17 protein-coding genes and 1 riboswitch are annotated in these 18,300 nt (G+C 34.2%); of the genes, 11 read left to right on the plus strand and 6 right to left on the minus strand.

Features of this window, described 5'->3' with window-relative positions:
* Window positions 1-12 precede the first annotated feature (12 nt).
* A riboswitch (cobalamin riboswitch) is annotated at window positions 13-220 on the minus strand.
* Window positions 221-266: 46 nt separating this feature from the next.
* The 6 genes from BUC31_RS13175 (at window position 267) to BUC31_RS13200 (ending at window position 5,690) form a co-directional block, all read left to right on the plus strand.
* Window positions 267-1,439 carry an ABC transporter substrate-binding protein gene (locus tag BUC31_RS13175; RefSeq protein WP_244534049.1) on the plus strand — a complete coding sequence of 391 codons (1,173 nt, stop codon included), beginning with the start codon at window positions 267-269 and terminating at the stop codon, window positions 1,437-1,439.
* Window positions 1,440-2,468, plus strand: coding sequence for a FecCD family ABC transporter permease (locus BUC31_RS13180; RefSeq protein ID WP_073244886.1), 1,029 nt, complete (start codon window positions 1,440-1,442; stop codon window positions 2,466-2,468). It abuts the gene before it with no gap.
* A 96-nt stretch (window positions 2,469-2,564) separates the two neighbouring features.
* Complete coding sequence (locus BUC31_RS13185) at window positions 2,565-3,266, plus strand: ABC transporter ATP-binding protein (RefSeq protein ID WP_317614962.1); 702 nt, start codon at window positions 2,565-2,567, stop codon at window positions 3,264-3,266.
* Window positions 3,267-3,378: 112 nt separating this feature from the next.
* A complete protein-coding gene (rmuC, locus tag BUC31_RS13190; protein ID WP_073244890.1) occupies window positions 3,379-4,728 on the plus strand; it encodes a DNA recombination protein RmuC in 1,350 nt (449 codons plus the stop codon).
* A gap of 31 nt (window positions 4,729-4,759) precedes the next feature.
* A complete protein-coding gene (locus BUC31_RS13195; protein ID WP_073244892.1) occupies window positions 4,760-5,125 on the plus strand; it encodes a 6-phosphogluconate dehydrogenase in 366 nt (121 codons plus the stop codon).
* Between the two features lie 19 nt (window positions 5,126-5,144).
* The gene (locus tag BUC31_RS13200) at window positions 5,145-5,690 is read left to right on the plus strand and encodes an acyl-CoA thioesterase (RefSeq protein WP_073245963.1); all 546 of its coding nucleotides are present in this window, start codon (window positions 5,145-5,147) and stop codon (window positions 5,688-5,690) included.
* Here the strand turns inward: BUC31_RS13200 and pgl are convergent.
* A complete protein-coding gene (gene pgl / locus BUC31_RS13205) occupies window positions 5,671-6,396 on the minus strand; it encodes a 6-phosphogluconolactonase (RefSeq protein ID WP_073244894.1) in 726 nt (241 codons plus the stop codon). The genes BUC31_RS13200 and pgl overlap by 20 nt on opposite strands.
* Window positions 6,397-6,429: 33 nt before the next feature.
* Complete coding sequence (zwf, locus tag BUC31_RS13210; protein WP_073244896.1) at window positions 6,430-7,962, minus strand: glucose-6-phosphate dehydrogenase; 1,533 nt, start codon at window positions 7,960-7,962, stop codon at window positions 6,430-6,432.
* Between the two features lie 184 nt (window positions 7,963-8,146).
* Between zwf and gndA the strand changes: the two genes are divergently transcribed.
* The 4 genes from gndA to BUC31_RS13230 are packed head-to-tail and all read left to right on the plus strand — an operon-like array spanning window position 8,147 to window position 10,495.
* Window positions 8,147-9,547 carry an NADP-dependent phosphogluconate dehydrogenase gene (gene gndA / locus BUC31_RS13215; protein WP_073244898.1) on the plus strand — a complete coding sequence of 467 codons (1,401 nt, stop codon included), beginning with the start codon at window positions 8,147-8,149 and terminating at the stop codon, window positions 9,545-9,547.
* 10 nt (window positions 9,548-9,557) lie between these two features.
* Window positions 9,558-9,803, plus strand: coding sequence for a hypothetical protein (locus tag BUC31_RS13220; RefSeq protein WP_139251966.1), 246 nt, complete (start codon window positions 9,558-9,560; stop codon window positions 9,801-9,803).
* Between the two features lie 2 nt (window positions 9,804-9,805).
* Window positions 9,806-10,096, plus strand: a complete 291-nt coding sequence (locus tag BUC31_RS19975; RefSeq protein ID WP_244534063.1) for a DUF3124 domain-containing protein — start codon at window positions 9,806-9,808, stop codon at window positions 10,094-10,096.
* 60 nt (window positions 10,097-10,156) lie between these two features.
* The gene (locus tag BUC31_RS13230; protein WP_073244905.1) at window positions 10,157-10,495 is read left to right on the plus strand and encodes a GIY-YIG nuclease family protein; all 339 of its coding nucleotides are present in this window, start codon (window positions 10,157-10,159) and stop codon (window positions 10,493-10,495) included.
* A 5-nt stretch (window positions 10,496-10,500) separates the two neighbouring features.
* Here the strand turns inward: BUC31_RS13230 and BUC31_RS13235 are convergent, their stop codons facing one another.
* Together BUC31_RS13235 and BUC31_RS13240 are read right to left on the minus strand one after the other, a co-directional pair.
* Window positions 10,501-11,721: a Pycsar system effector family protein gene (locus BUC31_RS13235; protein WP_073244907.1), complete on the minus strand. Its 1,221-nt coding sequence runs from the start codon at window positions 11,719-11,721 to the stop codon at window positions 10,501-10,503.
* A gap of 134 nt (window positions 11,722-11,855) precedes the next feature.
* The gene (locus BUC31_RS13240) at window positions 11,856-13,067 is read right to left on the minus strand and encodes a hypothetical protein (RefSeq protein WP_073244909.1); all 1,212 of its coding nucleotides are present in this window, start codon (window positions 13,065-13,067) and stop codon (window positions 11,856-11,858) included.
* Window positions 13,068-13,283: 216 nt separating this feature from the next.
* Between BUC31_RS13240 and BUC31_RS13245 the strand changes: the two genes are divergently transcribed.
* The gene (locus tag BUC31_RS13245) at window positions 13,284-14,909 is read left to right on the plus strand and encodes a long-chain fatty acid--CoA ligase (protein WP_073244911.1); all 1,626 of its coding nucleotides are present in this window, start codon (window positions 13,284-13,286) and stop codon (window positions 14,907-14,909) included.
* Between the two features lie 45 nt (window positions 14,910-14,954).
* Here the strand turns inward: BUC31_RS13245 and carB are convergent, their stop codons facing one another.
* On the minus strand, window positions 14,955-17,807 hold the full coding sequence (gene carB, locus BUC31_RS13250) for a carbamoyl-phosphate synthase large subunit (protein WP_073244913.1): 2,853 nt from the start codon (window positions 17,805-17,807) through the stop codon (window positions 14,955-14,957).
* 90 nt (window positions 17,808-17,897) lie between these two features.
* A complete protein-coding gene (rpmH, locus tag BUC31_RS13255; RefSeq protein ID WP_027067351.1) occupies window positions 17,898-18,065 on the minus strand; it encodes a 50S ribosomal protein L34 in 168 nt (55 codons plus the stop codon).
* Between the last annotated feature and the right edge of the window lie 235 nt (window positions 18,066-18,300).

The raw sequence follows: 18,300 nt of genomic DNA on the forward strand, positions 1-18,300 counted from the left end.
AAAGTCCATCGAATCTATATTTAGAATATGGCAGGTCTCCTGACTTACGTACTACTATTCACCTTCCCATTAAACTAATAACAGTGGCATTGAAGAATATAGTAGCCATCTTTAAAACAAAGACTAAGCTTACAGTTGCGGGAACAGCTCTAGATTTTCACTAGATTCCCTTTTAATTTCATTGCAAAAAGTAATGAAAACCAAAATTCAAGGCGAAAGTAAACATTTAGTTTAATCTTTCTTAGTAAAGTTTTATAATACTACTTTTGAAAAATAGACGAACTACTAATATGTTAGAACGCTTTTTTTTTATTAGTTGCTTTATTTTGTTATGCGGATGCAAACAGGAGAAAAAAGAAATATTTCCCAATCAAACCACGGTTAACAGGACATATATACAATATGCGAATGGTTTTGAAATTCAAAATCAAAGCAACGGAATTACGATTATCAAAGTCTTACAACCTTGGGCAAATGCAGAAACTATCTATACATATGCCTTGGTACCAAAAGAGATTCAAGCCACAATTACATTAAACAAAAGTGATTACGATGCCATAATTTCAACTCCTGTGGAAAATATTGTGGTAACCTCAACAACCCATATACCTGCTTTAGAAGAATTAGAAGTTTTAAATAGCCTTATTGGCTTTCCTGATACCAAATATATTTCATCTAAAGCTGCGAGGAATAGAATTAATTCTGGAGCAATTGTAGAATTAGGAATAAATGAAAGTCTAAATACTGAAGCTGTTTTAGCACTGCAACCAGATCTTATTTTTGGCTTTGCCATTAATGACGGCACCAGCACCTATGAGACCATTCAACGTGCTCATATTCCTGTAGTTTATAATGGCGATTGGGTTGAAGAAACTCCTTTAGGAAAAGCGGAGTGGATTAAATTCTTCGCTCCTTTTTTCAACAAGACTAAAGAAGCTGATGCTGCTTTTAATAAAATTGAAAAATCTTATTTGGAAGCAAAAGAACTAGCTTCTAAAGCTGAAAACAAACCTACTGTACTAAGCGGGGCTATGTTCAATGATGTCTGGTATTTACCTGGTGGTAAAAGCTGGGCAGCGAATTTTCTAAAAGATGCTAATGCAGATTACCTATGGAGTTCAACAGATGAAAACGGAAGCCTCTCTTTAAGTTGGGAGAGTGTTCTTGATGTTGGGCAACATGCCGAATATTGGATTGGACCAGCGCAATTAGCTACTTACCAAGAAATGGAAGCATCAAGTCAGCATTATACGCAGTTTGATGCCTTTAAGAATAGAAAAGTATTTTCTACGGCAAATACCAAGGGAGAAACTGGCGGTACTTTATATTATGAATTAGGTCCGCAAAGGCCAGACCTTGTGTTAAAAGATTTAATCCATATTTTACACCCTGGATTATTACCCAACTATGAGCCTTACTTTTTTAAACCACTGCTATAATTGTCAAAACAATCTACATATAGCTTTCATTTTATAGCCTTGCTGGTAGTATTGCTTCTATGCTTTATTATTAATATTTGTTTAGGCTCTGTTAGCATTTCATTACTTGAAACATTACAAGCATTATTTGGAACGGCTACTGAAAATTCTTCTTATTATATCATTTGGGAGTATAGACTGCCAAAAGCAATAACAGGTATATTGGTAGGTGGCGGACTCTCACTAAGCGGACTTCTAATGCAGACCTTATTCAGAAATCCCTTGGCAGGGCCATATGTACTTGGTATTAGTTCTGGCGCTAGTTTAGGCGCTGCGATCTTAATTATGGGAACATCTCTATTTTCTGGCGCATTCACCTTTTCTACATTTAATGACATTACACTAGCTATTGCATCTAGTCTTGGTAGTTTTCTAGTATTATCACTAGTTCTTGTAGTTGCAGCTAAAGTAAAAGATACTATGGCTTTATTAATTATAGGGCTTATGTTTGGGAGTATTACCGCTGCCATTGTTAGCGTACTTTCTTATTTCTCTAAAGCTGAAAAATTACAACAGTATATCTTTTGGTCTTTTGGTAGTTTAGGAAATTTATCATGGGTACAATTACTCATAGTTGCGCTATGTACGATAATAGGAATTTTTCTAAGCATCATATCCATTAAACCTTTAAATGCTTTTTTGCTCGGCGAGAATTACGCTAAGAGTTTAGGTATAGGTTTACAGAAATCGCGGTACATTATTATAATTGCCACAGGGTTACTGGCTGGATCCATTACCGCCTTTGCCGGTCCTATTGCCTTTGTGGGTTTAGCAGTACCTCACATCACCAAACAACTATTCCACACTACGGATCATAAAATCCAAATACCCGCTGTACTTTGTTGTGGCGCTATTTTAATGTTGTTATGCGATACTATTGCACAATTGCCTGGATCGGTAAGTGTTTTACCCATCAATGCTATTACCAGTATTTTTGGAGCTCCGGTAGTAATTTGGCTACTGGTTCGTAAAAGAAAAATGATATTCTAATTTTAAACTGACATCATCACTAAAATCACATCACATAGCACCCTTTCCATCAACAAGTTATCTGTTGGTTATGATGACAAAATTGTTGTTTCTAATATTTCTTTTGATTTACAGAAAGGAGAACTTGCGGCTATTGTTGGTATCAACGGAATAGGAAAATCTACATTGTTACGAACCTTAGGTAATTTTCAGCCAAAAATTTCTGGTACCATAGAAATTGAGGGAAAAGAACTATATTCTTATAACGAAATACAAATAGCTTCTAAAATAAGTGTTGTCCTTACTGAACCTATTGCTTCTAAAAATCTTTCTGTTTATGAGCTATTAGCTTTGGGTAGACAACCCTATACCAATTGGTTAGGTAAATTGGCTGCTGACGATATTTCCATTATAAACAATAGTATTTCCCTTTTAGAATTAGAATCTTTCTTAGATAAAAAATGTTTTCAATTAAGTGATGGTCAATTGCAACGTATACTTATTGCTCGTGCTTTAATTCAAGATACCAATATTATTCTTCTTGATGAACCTACTACTCACTTAGATTTGTACCATAAGGTTCAAATTTTAAAGCTTTTAAAATCTATTGCCCATAAAACAAATAAAGTAATATTATTCACTAGTCATGAAATTGAACTAGCTATTCAATTATGTGATAAGATGCTTATTTTAGATGGAAGAGAGAATGCATTCAATGAGCCATGTAAATTAATAAAGAACAAAAAATTTGATTCTCTCTTCCCTGCCGATACTATTTCTTTTGATGCCAATACCGGCTCTTTCAGGATTATGAAATAGAAATTTTAACATTTATCAGAAATTCAATTAGGTATGTTAATTAAAAACAGACCAGCTCATTTAAACTTTACTACCCAATCAAGTATCTTTACCAGATTACTTTAATACAATAATGAACGAAATTTATATTTACTTAATCATTGGAATCCTTTGTCTTGCCATCGGATATTTTTTGGGTAACTATATTCAGCTTCTAAAAACAAAATCTCGTCAAAGCACTTTGGAAGAAAGAGAGCAGCAAATGCTGAACAACCTTTCTGTTTTTCAGGATAGATTAAAAGAGAGTGAGAATCATAAATTACAGCTACAGTCAGATAAAGAAAAATTAGGTAATCAAATTGTTCGCTATCAAGCAGATTTAGAAAACTTGCAAGAAAAGAATATTGAACAGAAACAAGAGGTTGAAAAGCTTCAAGAAAAATTCACTAAAGAATTTGAGAACCTTGCCAATAAAATTCTTGAGGAAAAGAGTTTAAAATTTACGGAACGTAACGAGAAGAACATCAAAAACATTCTTTCTCCTTTAAATGAGAAAATCATACTCTTTGAGAAGAAGGTTGAAGAAAGTCAGAAAGAAAACATCAGCATACATTCTGCTTTAAAAGAACAGTTACTGAATCTACAAACTCAGAACATAAAAATTACCCAAGAAGCAGAAAACTTGACCAAAGCTCTAAAAGGTGATAGTAAAATGCAAGGTAATTGGGGCGAGCTTGTATTGGAGCGCGTATTAGAAAAATCAGGTTTAGAGAAAGATCGAGAATATACTGTTCAACAAAGTTTCACGCGTGAAGATGGTAGCCGAGTATTACCAGATGTTATCATCAACCTACCAGATGGAAAGAAAATGGTGGTGGATTCTAAAGTTTCATTAACTGATTACGAGCGCTTTGTAAATGCTGAAGATCAACTTAGAGAGAAGTTTTTAAAAGACCACATTAACTCACTAAGAAGACATGTAGATCAATTATCTGCTAAGAAATATGAGGATTTATATGAAATGGAGAGTCCGGATTTTGTACTGATGTTCGTCCCCATTGAACCTGCGTTCGCCATTGCTATTAATCAAGATAGCTCTTTATATAACAAAGCTTTTGAGCAAAATATTATTATAGTTACTCCTTCAACACTTCTTGCTACCTTGCGCACGATCGATAGCATGTGGAACAATGAAAAGCAACAACGAAATGCTATTGAAATTGCCCGGCAAGCTGGTGCACTATATGATAAATTTGAAGGCTTTGTAGGCGACCTTATGAAGGTAGGCAAAAAGATGGACGATGCTAAAGATGAATACCGTGGTGCTATGAACAAATTGGTTGATGGTCGTGGTAATATTATCACCAGTATTGAAAAGCTAAAAAAAATGGGTGCAAAAGCTAAAAAATCAATCCCTGAAACGCTTTTAAACAGAGACATTGAAGATGATGATTTTGAAGAAGAACCTAAACTAAAACTATAACAACCATTAATTCAATATTAAATTTAAACACATGAAAAAGATAGTATCATTACTTTTATTAGGAGTCCTAATTATTGGCGGACTATATTATGCCTTTATTTACTTTGTAACTTTTAGTGAAGGAACTCGTTCAGGAGAACTTATAAAAATTAGCCATAAAGGTGTCATCGCTAAAACATGGGAAGGAGAAATTAGCCAAGGTATTTCTGGAGCACAAATATTTTCTTTCTCTGTATTGGATAAAGACAAAGAAGTAATAGAAAAACTTCAAGAATATCAAGGTCGATATGTGAAAATAAGCTATGTTGAAAGATATTCTACTTTCTTCTGGTTAGGTGATTCTAAATACTTTGTTACTGAGGTACACGCCGAAAAATCACCACATGTCAGAAACTAACAAAGAAATTATCAAGTCTATGGAAAAATTCAAAAGCGTACGAGAGTCTAGAGTTTCTATCACTGAATTAATGCTTCCATCCCATTCTAATTTTGGAGGAAAGGTACATGGGGGTCATATATTAAACCTAATGGATCAAATTGCATTTGCTTGTGCCTCTAAACACTCGCAACAGTACTGCGTAACAGCATCTGTTAATCGTGTGAATTTCTTAAACCCAATTGAGGTAGGAGAATTGGTGACCTTAAAAGCAAGTATTAATTATACAGGGCGTACCTCTATGGTCGTTGGAGTTCGTGTGGAGTCCGAAAATATTACATCTGGCACTAAAAAGCATTGTAATTCATCTTACTTTACCATGGTAGCAAAGGGAACAGATGGCAAAAATGTTCCCGTACCAGGATTAATAATTTCTGATGACCAGGGTGTTAGAAGATTTGCACGTAGCAAATACCGTAAATTAGAAGCTCAAGAAAGAGACACTAAATTTGAATCTAAAACCTTTAATTCTGAAGATTATTTAACTGAATTAAAATCTGAAAATATTAAGATTGAGATGAAGTAAGAAGTTTTGCTGCAGCAGCATCTAAAAACCAGACCAAGTCTTTTGTTTTAGGTGCTACATGGCTTGCAGGGTACTCTAAATAACCTTCTTCCCTATCTACAATTATCTTTACTTTTTCTGCCTTGCTTTCGCCTGTTACCAAAAAAGCAACAGTTCTTGCATTATTAATTATTCTACCCGTAAGAGAAACTCTTCTTTGACCAGATTCTGGGTGAATAGCCACTTCACAGTTATCAGGAGAAACCCAAAGGTTAATCTCATGTGGAAAAATTGATGCCGTATGCCCATCATCTCCCATACCAAGAATCACTAAATCAAATTGAGGTAAACCCAATTCTTTTGGCAACTCTCTATCCAACAACTCACCATAACGCTTAGCTTCGGTTTTTGGATCATCTTCACCTTTTATTCTATGAATATTCTCCTCTGGAATATCAACTTTAGAAATGAGGTGTTCTACCGTCATTTTATAGTTACTCTCATCATTGGCAGGTGCTACACATCTTTCATCGCCCCAATATAAATGAATGTTTTTCCAATCTACATCATTAGAAAATTCCTCTGCTAGAACATCAAATACAATTTTTGGTGTACTACCACCTGATAATGCTATATGAAAAGCCTTCTGAGTATCAGATTTTTCAATCAGATACTTAGAAAACTCTTCGGCAACCTTTACTTTATTTTGATAAACTTTTAATTCCATTCTTACTTTTACTTTAATTGTAATGACTACTAATTAACAAATAACACAATAGCCAGATTCATCTGCCAAATTCTCACTAGGGTTTCTCCATTCGCCAACGCCTTCAATAAGCTCATTGGCATTTTCAGGACCCCAAACTCCGGCTGCATAACCGTACATTTTTACATCCTTACCATTTTTCCAGTAATCTAAAATAGGATCAACAAATGCCCAAGCAGCCTCAACTTCATCTGCTCTTGCGTATAACGTAGCATCACCTTGCATCGCATCTAATAATAGACGCTCGTAAGCCTCCATTACATGTGTTTCGGTTAAGCTAGAGTAGTAGAAATCCATATTTGCACGTTCTACCTCAAAACCTTGCCCAGGCACTTTTACTCCAAACTTAATTAGAATACCTTCATCTGGTTGAATACGAATTACCAATTTGTTATCCTTGTTACTTATACCAGATTCCTTAAAAATTTGATGGTGCGGAGTTTTGAAATGTATTACTACCTCAGTAACCTTGGTAGGCATACGTTTTGCTGTTCTCACATAAAAAGGAACATCTGCCCAGCGCCAGTTATCTACAAAGAATTTAACCGCAGCAAAGGTCTCTGTAGTTGAGTTTTTATCAACACCTTCTTCTTCTCTATAGCCTTTTACTTCTTGTCCGTCAATCTTAGAAGACACATATTGTGCTCTAATTGTATTTTCAAAAAGTGTCTTCTCGTCATTCATAACCCTAAGTGACTTCAATGCTTTCAGCTTCTCATTACGAATTTCTTCTGCATCGGCACTCAATGGTGGCTCCATAACAATTAGAGCAACTATCTGTAATAAATGACTCTGAAACATATCTCTTAATGCTCCTGATTTATCGTAGTACCCTCCTCTTTTTTCAACACCTACGCTTTCGGCATTAGTAATCTCTACGTGATGAATATAATTTCTATTCCAAAGTGGCTCAAAAATACTGTTAGCAAAACGTGTTACCAATAAGTTCTGAACTGTTTCTTTACCCAAATAATGGTCAATTCTAAATATCTGCCCTTCTTTAAAATAGGTATGCAAACCATCGTTCAATTCTTTAGCAGACTCCAAACTGTATCCGAACGGTTTTTCAACTATAATTCTTCTCCAGCCTGTAGATTCATTATTTAAACCTTGCTCAGATAAGTTCTTTGCTATCGGCTCATATAAACTTGGTGGCGTAGATAGGTAAAACATATGATTACCACCTGTACCATATTTCTGATCTAAATCTGAAATACGTTTTTCTAAACGTTCATAAGATGTATCATAGTCTGAACCTAAATCTTCATAAAAAAGCTTATCTGCAAATTTTTGAATATAATCTTCATCAAACTCCTTTCTTTCTTTTTCTAAATAAGGACTTTCTAGAACAACTTTACTTCTAAACTGTAAATCGCCCAAATCACTTCTACTCACACCAAGAACAACAAAATTAGCAGGGAGGTCATTGCCTTTATATAAATTGAAAATTGCGGGTATTAATTTTCTTGCTGTTAAATCTCCAGATGCTCCAAAAATTATGAGCATTTGATTTTCTGTCTTTTTCATTATGGGTTGATATTCTTTATTATTCAAATATCTTAAAAAGTAAGCCATTATCGGGCGTTATTAAGATACAATTTGGATTTAAAGTCGATATTTTAAATTATTTTTGGTTCACATTATGTTACTAACAATAAATAATTAAAAATTGTAACATTTTGATGTATTCTAATTATAAAACATTCAATTTATGTACGATTTTGGTTTAGTAGGTCTTGGAGTAATGGGACAAAATTTTATTCTCAATGTAGCCGACAACGGATTTTCTGCTTATGGATATGATTTAGATGATGAAAAGGTTGATGCTCTTAAAACTTTAGGTGGAGATGAAGAAAAAGTAAGTGCTTCGAGCAATATAAAAACCTTCGTTAAAAACTTAAAGCAACCACGTAAAATAATGTTATTGGTACCTGCTGGTAAAATTGTAGATGGTGTTATAGAATCTCTTTTGCCACATATTGACAAAGGTGATATTATTATTGATGGCGGTAACTCTTTCTTTACCGATACCGACAGAAGAGAAGCTTATTTACAAGAGAAAGGTATTAACTTTTTTGGAGCAGGAGTTTCGGGTGGTGCAAAAGGTGCTCGAAAAGGTCCTAGTATTATGCCTGGTGGTTCAAAATCTGCCTACGAACATATTAAACCAATTTTTGAAGCAGTATCCGCTAAATATAATGGTGAACCTTGTGTTGCATATTTAGGTCCAAAATCTGCCGGTAACTATGTAAAAATGGTTCACAACGGTATTGAATACGGATTGATGCAACTTACTTCTGAAATTTATGATGTTCTTAAAAAAGGTGGCGACTACAACAATGATGAATTACACAGCACTTTTGCAAAATGGAACGATGGTAGATTACAATCGTTCTTAGTTCAAATCACATCTGAAATATTCGAGCAAGAAGATGATTTAGTTGAAGGACGCTTAGTTGATCAAATTTTAGATAAAGCAAAACAAAAAGGAACCGGTAAATGGACTAGCCAAAATGCAATGGATTTAGGCATACCTGTACCTTCAATTGATGTAGCCGTTAGCATGCGTGAACTTTCTGCTTTAAAAGATGAAAGAATTAAGGCCGATGCTTTATATGACAGACCAACTGTAGCACATATGGATAAAGAGAAGCTAGAAGCGCTTACAGAAAAAGCTTTATACTTTTCATTTATAATTACTTACTCGCAAGGGTTACACCAATTAGCTGATGCTTCTAGAGAATATGGTTACGATTTAGATATTTCTGAAATCGCTAAAATATGGAGAGCTGGTTGTATTATACGCGCTGGTTTGTTAGCTGATATTACTGAAGCTTTTAAAGCTGAACCTAATTTACCAAACCTTTTACTTTCTCCAAATTTTGTAAGCAAAGTAAAAGAAACGGTTGGTGCTGCGAGAGAATTGGTTGCTTTTGGTGCACAAAACGGAATTCCGTTACCTGGTCTATCAAATTCACTTACGTATTTTGATGCCTACACCTCAAGTAAATTACCTTTAAACTTAATTCAGGCACAACGAGATTACTTTGGCTCTCACACTTATGAGCGTTTAGATCGTGAAGGTATTTTTCACACAGAATGGGAAGATTAAAAATCAACATTTGAAAAAATATAAAATTGTTTTAAATAGTATTTGCCTTTCACTGATTGTGGCTACGACAATTATGTCGTGTAAAGAAGTTTCGAAAGAAGAAGTTCCGGTTGAGATTTTAGACAACCATACTCTTGACAGAAAGGCAAATACTATTTTAATAGATTCTCTTGTTAGGCAAGTATACGTACCTATATATTCTGACATATATATAACCAGACCAGAGACACTAGAACATTACTTACCGCTACCTTAAGTATTAGAAATACCAGCTTAAAGGATAGTCTATTTGTAAGTAAAATTGATTACTATAATACAGAAGGTGATTTGGTTAGAAGTTATATAGACACCCCAATTTACCTAACTCCAATGGAGTCTATTGACTATGTCATTGAACAACAAGATACTTCTGGTGGTAGTGGCGCTAATTTTTTGATTGACTGGTACTCGAATAAACAATTGAATCCGTTGTTTCAAGCAGTCATGGTTGGCGGACTAGGAGCACAAGCGTTTTCTTTTACTACAGAGGGTATTGAGATAATTGAGTAACTGTTTTATTTTTCTGAAATTACCACAAGCCAATTATAGTCTATAATTCATACTTTCTTTATGTACTCTATTTACGTTATCGAATTATCTAAAAAAGTGTTCACCGAGAATAGAAAATTTAGGGAAGCTAATCCGCAATTTAATGGTGTTTTAGAATGTCTTTATGTTGGTATGACAAGTAAAACACCTAAAGAGCGCTTTGATCAGCATAAAAACGGAACCTTGAGTAAAAAAGGACATAATATATCTTCAAAAATTGTACAGAAATACGGTTTATATCTGCGCGGTAGTCTTTTTAATCATATTGATAAAATAAAGTCAAAAACCGAAGCTTTAAAAATGGAAGAGCAATTGGCACTAGAACTTAGACGAAAAAAATATGCAGTTTGGTATAACTGATACTGTTATTTTGGCAGAGGCGTTACGGCATCTAAAAGTTCATCTTCCATTCCGTAATATTTCAAGGCAAAACCAAATGCGACAACAGATAGAATTATACCAATAAGAAAGACGGTATATGTCCACCTTAATAGTCTATATTTTTGTTGCAATACCTTTCCTAAATAATACAAATCCATACTTAGCGAATCGTAAATAGATTCCTTACTCTTTATAATATCTCTCAATTTAGATTTAAAGTCATCCAATTCCATATTATGAAAATTTCCGAAGAACAAAAAATTGGTATCCTTCTTCTTAATATCTTCATCTACAACATCGGTATTACTCACTTTTGGTCGTGTTGCCAAAACAGACATAATCATCGAAGCAATACTAAAAAGAATAAATATTACTGTGGGATAAATAAGATAAGAATTTGCCGGTGAGTCTAACTTAGGTATCAAATTAGCCAAAAGAAGCGAAATAATAATCGCATTTACAGAAAGTAGAATATTAGCTTTAGTATCTGCAATATCGCTTAGCTTAATATGGTTTCTAAGTTCTATACGATATAAGGATTGAATTGCCCGTTGCGGACTTTCATCTTTCAACTTCGCTTTCAAAACTTCTTTTTTTTCAGTTTTTTCTGCCTTTTGTAATCTACAAATTAAAGCAAGAATGTTTTCTTCTTTTTGTTCTTGCCAATTTTCTTTCGCAAACTCAGTATAAAATTTGTGCTGTATACGAAGTTTTTCTACGTAGCTTAATCGCCATGTATCTAAATCTGGAATAGATTCGTTTAAATTTTCCAACTCAATTCTCAATAATTGAAGCATCTCTTCAAAATCTTCAGATGCATAAAACCAGGTACCTACATCTTTTAAAATTTTTTCTGAATCATTTTTAGGTTCGTCATCTTGCCAAGTACTTTCAATTAGTTCAGTGATAGCCTCTATTTCATTTAAAGAACAACCGTTGTCTTTTAAAAAGTTAGAGACTAATTGAACACTTTTATTAATATGACTACTATAATCTACTGCAAAACCAGCATGAATAAACCAAACAGCAACTAGTATTTTATCGACGTCAACATCTAAATCATTTGAAGCTTCAAGTATCTCTTTTGCCTTATCAATTGTTTTGTTAGAATACCCCTGACTATGAAATAGAAAGTTCTTGCTCATTTGATCTGCCATCAAATTTTTAATATATTTTTCTGCTTTTACTGTTATAGACTCATTCATAATTTCAGGTTTGATTCTTAATATTTATTATTGCGCTTTTTAGTGCTATCTTAATATTTAATGCAAATCATTTATTTGCCACAATTAAAACTTGCCATCTGCGCTTTGGTCATTTCTACATCTTCAGACCCTTTTCATGCTTGGTTCAATTCTTCACTTTTAGTCAACTCTTGATGAAATAGAAGTGCATATTCCTTAAGGTCATCTCGTCTATTTTTAATTTTTGCAATTAGCTCTTTTCCATCTAACTCAAAAATTTCATCAGGCCATACTTTAAAAGATGACTCAATAGCTTCATCTGTAAGTAATAGCTGTAATTGTTTAGCTTCTTTTTCAAAAACTGATTGTGGAATATCTTTCATAAAATACACATCGAACGGAGATATTAAACCCGGCAAAAAATCAATTTCAGATTCAAAACTTTGCACCTCTGGAAGAAAAGTATTGTTTGATATTAAGGTGGGCAGTACACCTTCTAGATTAAAAAATGCATTATCCCTATCGCACGGTAAAGGATTGGCAATAATTGAATTACCTTTAATCTCAATAGCCCAGCCCCATTGTTTAGCATGGCGATCCCAATCACCTATCAACAGATCAAATAGACGCGCTCTAACCAATGCGTTTACATTTACGCTAACATTGTTCGTGTTTTTAATTTTAAGCTCTTGTAAATCATCTGTATCTATCAATGAATCTACATTCTTAAGACCTAACCACGCTGCGTTTCCTTCTGTTTCGTATTCTAAAAGAAATAACCTATTTCCGTATTTATCGTTATAACTAGAAAGTTGTTCTTGTTTTGGCACAAATACCAACTTGGGCATGGTATTTAGAATATTTCCTTTTTTTGAAAGTTCAGAGACAACTAATGCAGCATAAGGATGTTGAGCAGAAATACCGTCGACAATTATATTTTCTATACCCAATGTCTTAGCCACTTTTGGCACTAAAGGCGAGGGATCTTTAGAAACACTACGTAAAGTCATCAAGGTACCATCACCTCTCTGAACTTTTAAAGAGTGTGTCTGTTTTCCGCCCCCTTCTTCCAACACCTTTACATCATCGTCAATATCACCTAAATATAAAATAGGAACTTTTACAGGTGTAGACCATGCTTTTCTATACTGCTCTCCCTGCATTACATTTTTTAAACTATTACCCTCATACAGAGTACTTGCAGCAACCAATACCGAATCATAAGCTTTAAAATCTATCTCATTGACATCAGAGAGCCCTACAATCTCACAAGTATCGAATGTTTTATTGGTACTAGATAATGACCAGTATGTAAATAATGTAAACAGCACCACTAAAAAAACCACAATAAGTACAACTTTTTTCAACCTCAATTATTTTGCGTTAACAAAACAAGATTAGCTATAAAGGACAAAATTGAATTATCTGATAAAATAATTTTTTAACCTTAAAAAGGGATGATCCAGATTATGAGGTATCTACATTTATTAGTAAAGCCATATGTTAAAATTGTGATGATTTCTTATTATTATTTGATTAAATTTAAGGGTCAATCAATTATTTGAACTTAAAAGTATGTTTTTATGAATGGATTAATAATGGATTACCCACTTACCACAAATACCATTTTAAATTATGCGAATAGCGCTTTTCCTGATAAAAAATTGATTTCATACTTACCTGATGGGAGTAGACATGAATACACCTACGGAAAATTATATAAGCGTTGTTGTCAGCTTGCTAATGCCTTAAAAAATAAATTAGGAATTACTAAAGGTGATATGGTTGGTACATTTGCTTGGAACCATTATCAACATGTAGAACTATATTACGGAATACCAGGTATAGGTGCTGTTTGCCATACCATCAATATAAGATTATCATCGCAGCAAACAGAGTTTATAATTAACCACTCTGAAGACAAAGTAATTTTTGTTGACGCCAGCTTAGTTCCTCTTTTAGAAAAAATAGCCCCTAAACTAGAGACTGTAGAAAAATATATAATCATAAATGCCCCAAAAGGTTTTACCACTACCCTAGCTAATACCATACAGTATGAAGATTTAATTGGAGAACAACTAGAAACTATAGATTGGCCTGCTATAAATGAAAATGATGCAAGCGGCATGTGCTACACAAGTGGCACTACAGGTATGCCAAAAGGAGTTTTATATAGCCATAGATCAACGTACTTACACGCTATGACTATTCTATCGCCAAATGCGGGCAACTATAGTAATAACGATATAATTTTACTAGTTGTGCCTCAATTTCATGTTATGGCATGGGGTTTTCCTTATATGTGCCTGTTAACAGGATCAGACATGGTTATGCCCTCATTACACTTGCGACCAGATGCCATTATTAGAATTCTTGAAAGTGAAAATATCAACAAAGCAAACGGAGTACCTTCTATATGGAGAGGCGTGTATGAAGAAATGAAAAAAAATCCGCCGAAAACAAAACTTGCCTTAGAAGAGTATTTAGTTGGTGGCTCAGCTTTATCCGGAAGTCTAATTGAAAATTTTGAAAAAGATTTCGGTATTAGAGGAGTTCAAGCATGGGGCATGACAGAAACCTCACCGCTTGGAACAGCTAGTAGACTACAAAGAAAACATGATAGCCTGAGCTATAAAGAACAAATTAAAGTACGTGCAAAACAAGGAATTGAATTTCCAGGAATTGAAATGCGAATAATTGGTGATGACGGAAAAGTAGCTCCTCGCGATGGAAAAACTATGGGAGAATTACAGGTTAAAGGAGCTTGGGTTATAAAGTCTTATTTTAAAACCAATAGCCGCGATAACTTTACTGATGACGGGTGGTTTAGAACAGGTGATGTCAGCACAATTGATGCAAATGGTTACATGGAAATTACGGATCGCACGAAAGATTTAATAAAAAGTGGCGGTGAATGGATTTCTAGCGTTGCACTTGAACTAGCACTGATGTCGCATGCAAATATTAGAGAAGCTGCTGTAATTGCAATACCTGATGAAAAATGGTCTGAAAGACCTTTGGCAACATTAGTTTTAGCAGATAAGAATAAACATGTATCAACTGAAGAATTGAAAGAATTTTTATCCAAAGATTTTGCTAGTTACCAAATACCTGATAATTATGTTATTATCGATGAAGTACCAAAAACAAGCGTTGGTAAATTTGACAAGAAAGAGATTAGAAGATTATATGCAGAGGGGAAACTTTAAAAATCAAAGTTCCCCCTCTACTATATTATAAGTCTAATAATAAGACTATTTACTTAAGTACATTTTACGTCTTGCGTAAAGGTTGTAAAATTCATCGTCTTTTAGACTATCAATGAATAAGATACTTTCACCTGTACTCTTCATTTCAGGACCCAAATTCTTATTTACATTAGGGAATTTGTTGAAAGAGAATACCGGTTGCTTAATTGCAAAGCCTTCTAATTGCGGATTGAAGTTAAAATCTTTTACTTTCTTCTCGCCTAACATGACTTTAGTAGCATAATTTACATAAGGCTCCTTATAAGCTTTCGCTATAAAAGGCACTGTACGAGATGCTCTTGGGTTAGCTTCGATAATGTAAACTACCTCGTCCTTTATTGCAAATTGAATATTAATAAGACCCACTGTATTTAAAGCTAACGCAATTTTCTTAGTGTGGTCTTTAATTTGCTGCATTACCAATTCACCAAGATTAAATGGCGGCAATGTTGCATTTGAATCTCCTGAGTGAATTCCACAAGGTTCTATATGCTCCATGATACCAATGATATACACATCTTCACCATCGCAAATAGCATCTGCTTCAGCTTCTATAGCACCGTCTAAGTAATGATCTAAAAGTAATTTGTTATTTGGTATTTTTCTAAGAAGATTAACTACATGCTCTTCTAGTTCTTCCTTATTAATTACAATTTTCATTCCTTGCCCACCTAAAACATATGAAGGTCTAACTAGTAATGGAAAATCTAAAGTATCTGCTAACTCAGAAGCTTCATCTGCAGTTTCTGCAATACCGTATTTTGGAAAAGGAATATCATTCTCTAATAGCATTTCTGAGAACCTACCTCTATCTTCTGCTAAATCTAAGGCATCAAAACTTGTTCCTATAATCTTTATACCATATTTAGATAACTTCTCCGCTAATTTTAATGCCGTTTGTCCACCTAATTGAACTATTACTCCTTCAGGTTTTTCATGACGAATGATATCATAAATATGTTCCCAAAAAACTGGTTCAAAGTAAAGTTTATCTGCTGTATCAAAATCTGTTGAAACCGTTTCTGGGTTACAATTTATCATTATAGTTTCATATCCGCACTCCGCCGCAGCTAAAACTCCGTGAACACAGCAGTAGTCAAATTCTATACCTTGACCGATTCGGTTAGGACCCGACCCAAGTACTACAATTTTCTTTTTATCAGAAACTATACTATCGTTTTCTACGTAACGTGTACCGTCTGGCTTTTCTATTTCTGCTTCAAAAGTAGAATAGTAATATGGAGTCATTGCCTTAAACTCTGCAGCACAGGTATCTACAAGCTTATACACCCTATTAATATTAAGCTCTGTACGCTTGTTATACACTTCACTTTCATAACAATCTAACATGTGCGCTATCTGTCTGTCCGCAAATCCTTTTTGTTTTGCTTCTAACAGTAAATCTTTTGACAGGGTCGCAATCGTATATTTTGTAATTTCTTTTTCTAAAGAATACAATTCCTCATACTGCTTTAAGAACCACATATCGATTTTAGTAATCTCATGAATACGACTTAGCGGAATGCCCAATTGTATTGCATCATAAATTACAAAAACTCGATCCCAACTAGGTATAGTCAGTTTACTTATTATTTGATCATAATCTTTATAACCTTTACCATCAGCACCTAACCCATTTCGTTTAATCTCTAAAGATTGAGTTGCTTTGTGCAATGCTTCTTGAAACGAGCGACCAATACCCATAACTTCTCCTACAGATTTCATCTGCAAACCTAAAGTACGGTCAGACCCTTCAAATTTATCGAAATTCCAACGTGGTATTTTTACGATCACATAATCTAATGTTGGCTCAAATAAAGCCGATGTTGATTTTGTAATCTGATTATCTAATTCGTCCAAAGTATAGCCTATCGCCAATTTAGTTGCCACTTTTGCAATAGGATACCCGGTTGCTTTAGAAGCTAAAGCAGAAGATCTTGATACTCTTGGATTAATTTCAATTGCTATTATGTCTTCCTTCTCATCAGGACTAACAGCAAACTGAACGTTACATCCACCTTCAAAGTCTCCTATACTACGCATCATATGTATAGCCATATCACGCATTTTCTGATATGTTCTATCAGACAATGTCATTGCAGGCGCTACAGTTATAGAATCTCCGGTATGTATACCCATGGGATCCATATTTTCTATAGCGCATATGATAACTACGTTGTCATTTTTATCCCTTAAAAGTTCTAATTCATATTCTTTCCACCCAATCAGGGCTTTATCGATCATTACCTCATGAATAGGAGAAATCTCTAAACCGTAACTTAATTGCTCGTCAAAATCTTCTGGTTTATAAACTATCGATGCTCCTGCCCCACCAAGTGTATATGAAGCACGTATTACTAACGGAAAACCGAACTCTTGAGCGATTTCTTTACCCTTTAAGAAAGAGGTCGCCGTAGCCTGTGGCGCCATGCCTACACCTATCTTCAGCATTAGTTCTCTAAACTGCTCTCTATCTTCGGTAATATTAATAGCATCAATATCAACACCTATTAATTCTACACCAAAATCTTCCCAAATTCCTTTTTTATCAGCTTCTATACAAAGATTCAACGCTGTCTGACCTCCCATGGTTGGTAAAACTGCATCTATCTGAGGGTGTTCTTTTAAAATCTCTACTATAGATTTCGTAGTTAATGGTTTCAAATAAACATGATCCGCCATTGAAGGATCTGTCATTATAGTAGCAGGGTTACTATTTATCAAAATAGTTTCAATACCATCTTCACGTAACGAACGTAAAGATTGACTACCTGCATAATCAAATTCACATGCTTGACCGATTACAATAGGACCTGATCCTATTAATAAAATTGAGTTTAAATCTTTTCTTTTTGGCATTTTTGAGTTGAGTATTTTTGGGAATTGGACAAAAAAAAGGTGCTACTTTCGGAAAAGTAACACCTATATATTATAAAAACTATACAATCATTATTTCTTATGTCTAGTTTCAGAGGAAACAGTCAATTTCTTTCTTCCTTTTGCTCTTCTTCTTGCAAGAACCTTTCTACCATTTACGGAAGCCATACGCTCACGAAAACCATGTTTGTTCTTTCTCTTTCTTTTTGACGGCTGATATGTTCTTTTTTGTCCGGGCATCTCTTAAACCTTTTCTATTTAAATTGAATTATTCAGATTTCTCTGTGAAACTGGGCGCAAATATACAAAGAGTTTTTTCTTTAACAAGTGATATGAAAAAAATATTTTTATAAATCCGTACGTCACAAAACGAAGCTTTTGATTAATTTTGCCCGAATCGGAATTTAGCGCCGAAATCGCTTTATTTTAATAGGGTTACGATTAATTTCAAAATTACAATCAAACAATCATCGAC

This window comes from Maribacter aquivivus (genome assembly GCF_900142175.1).
Lineage (GTDB): Bacteria > Bacteroidota > Bacteroidia > Flavobacteriales > Flavobacteriaceae > Maribacter > Maribacter aquivivus.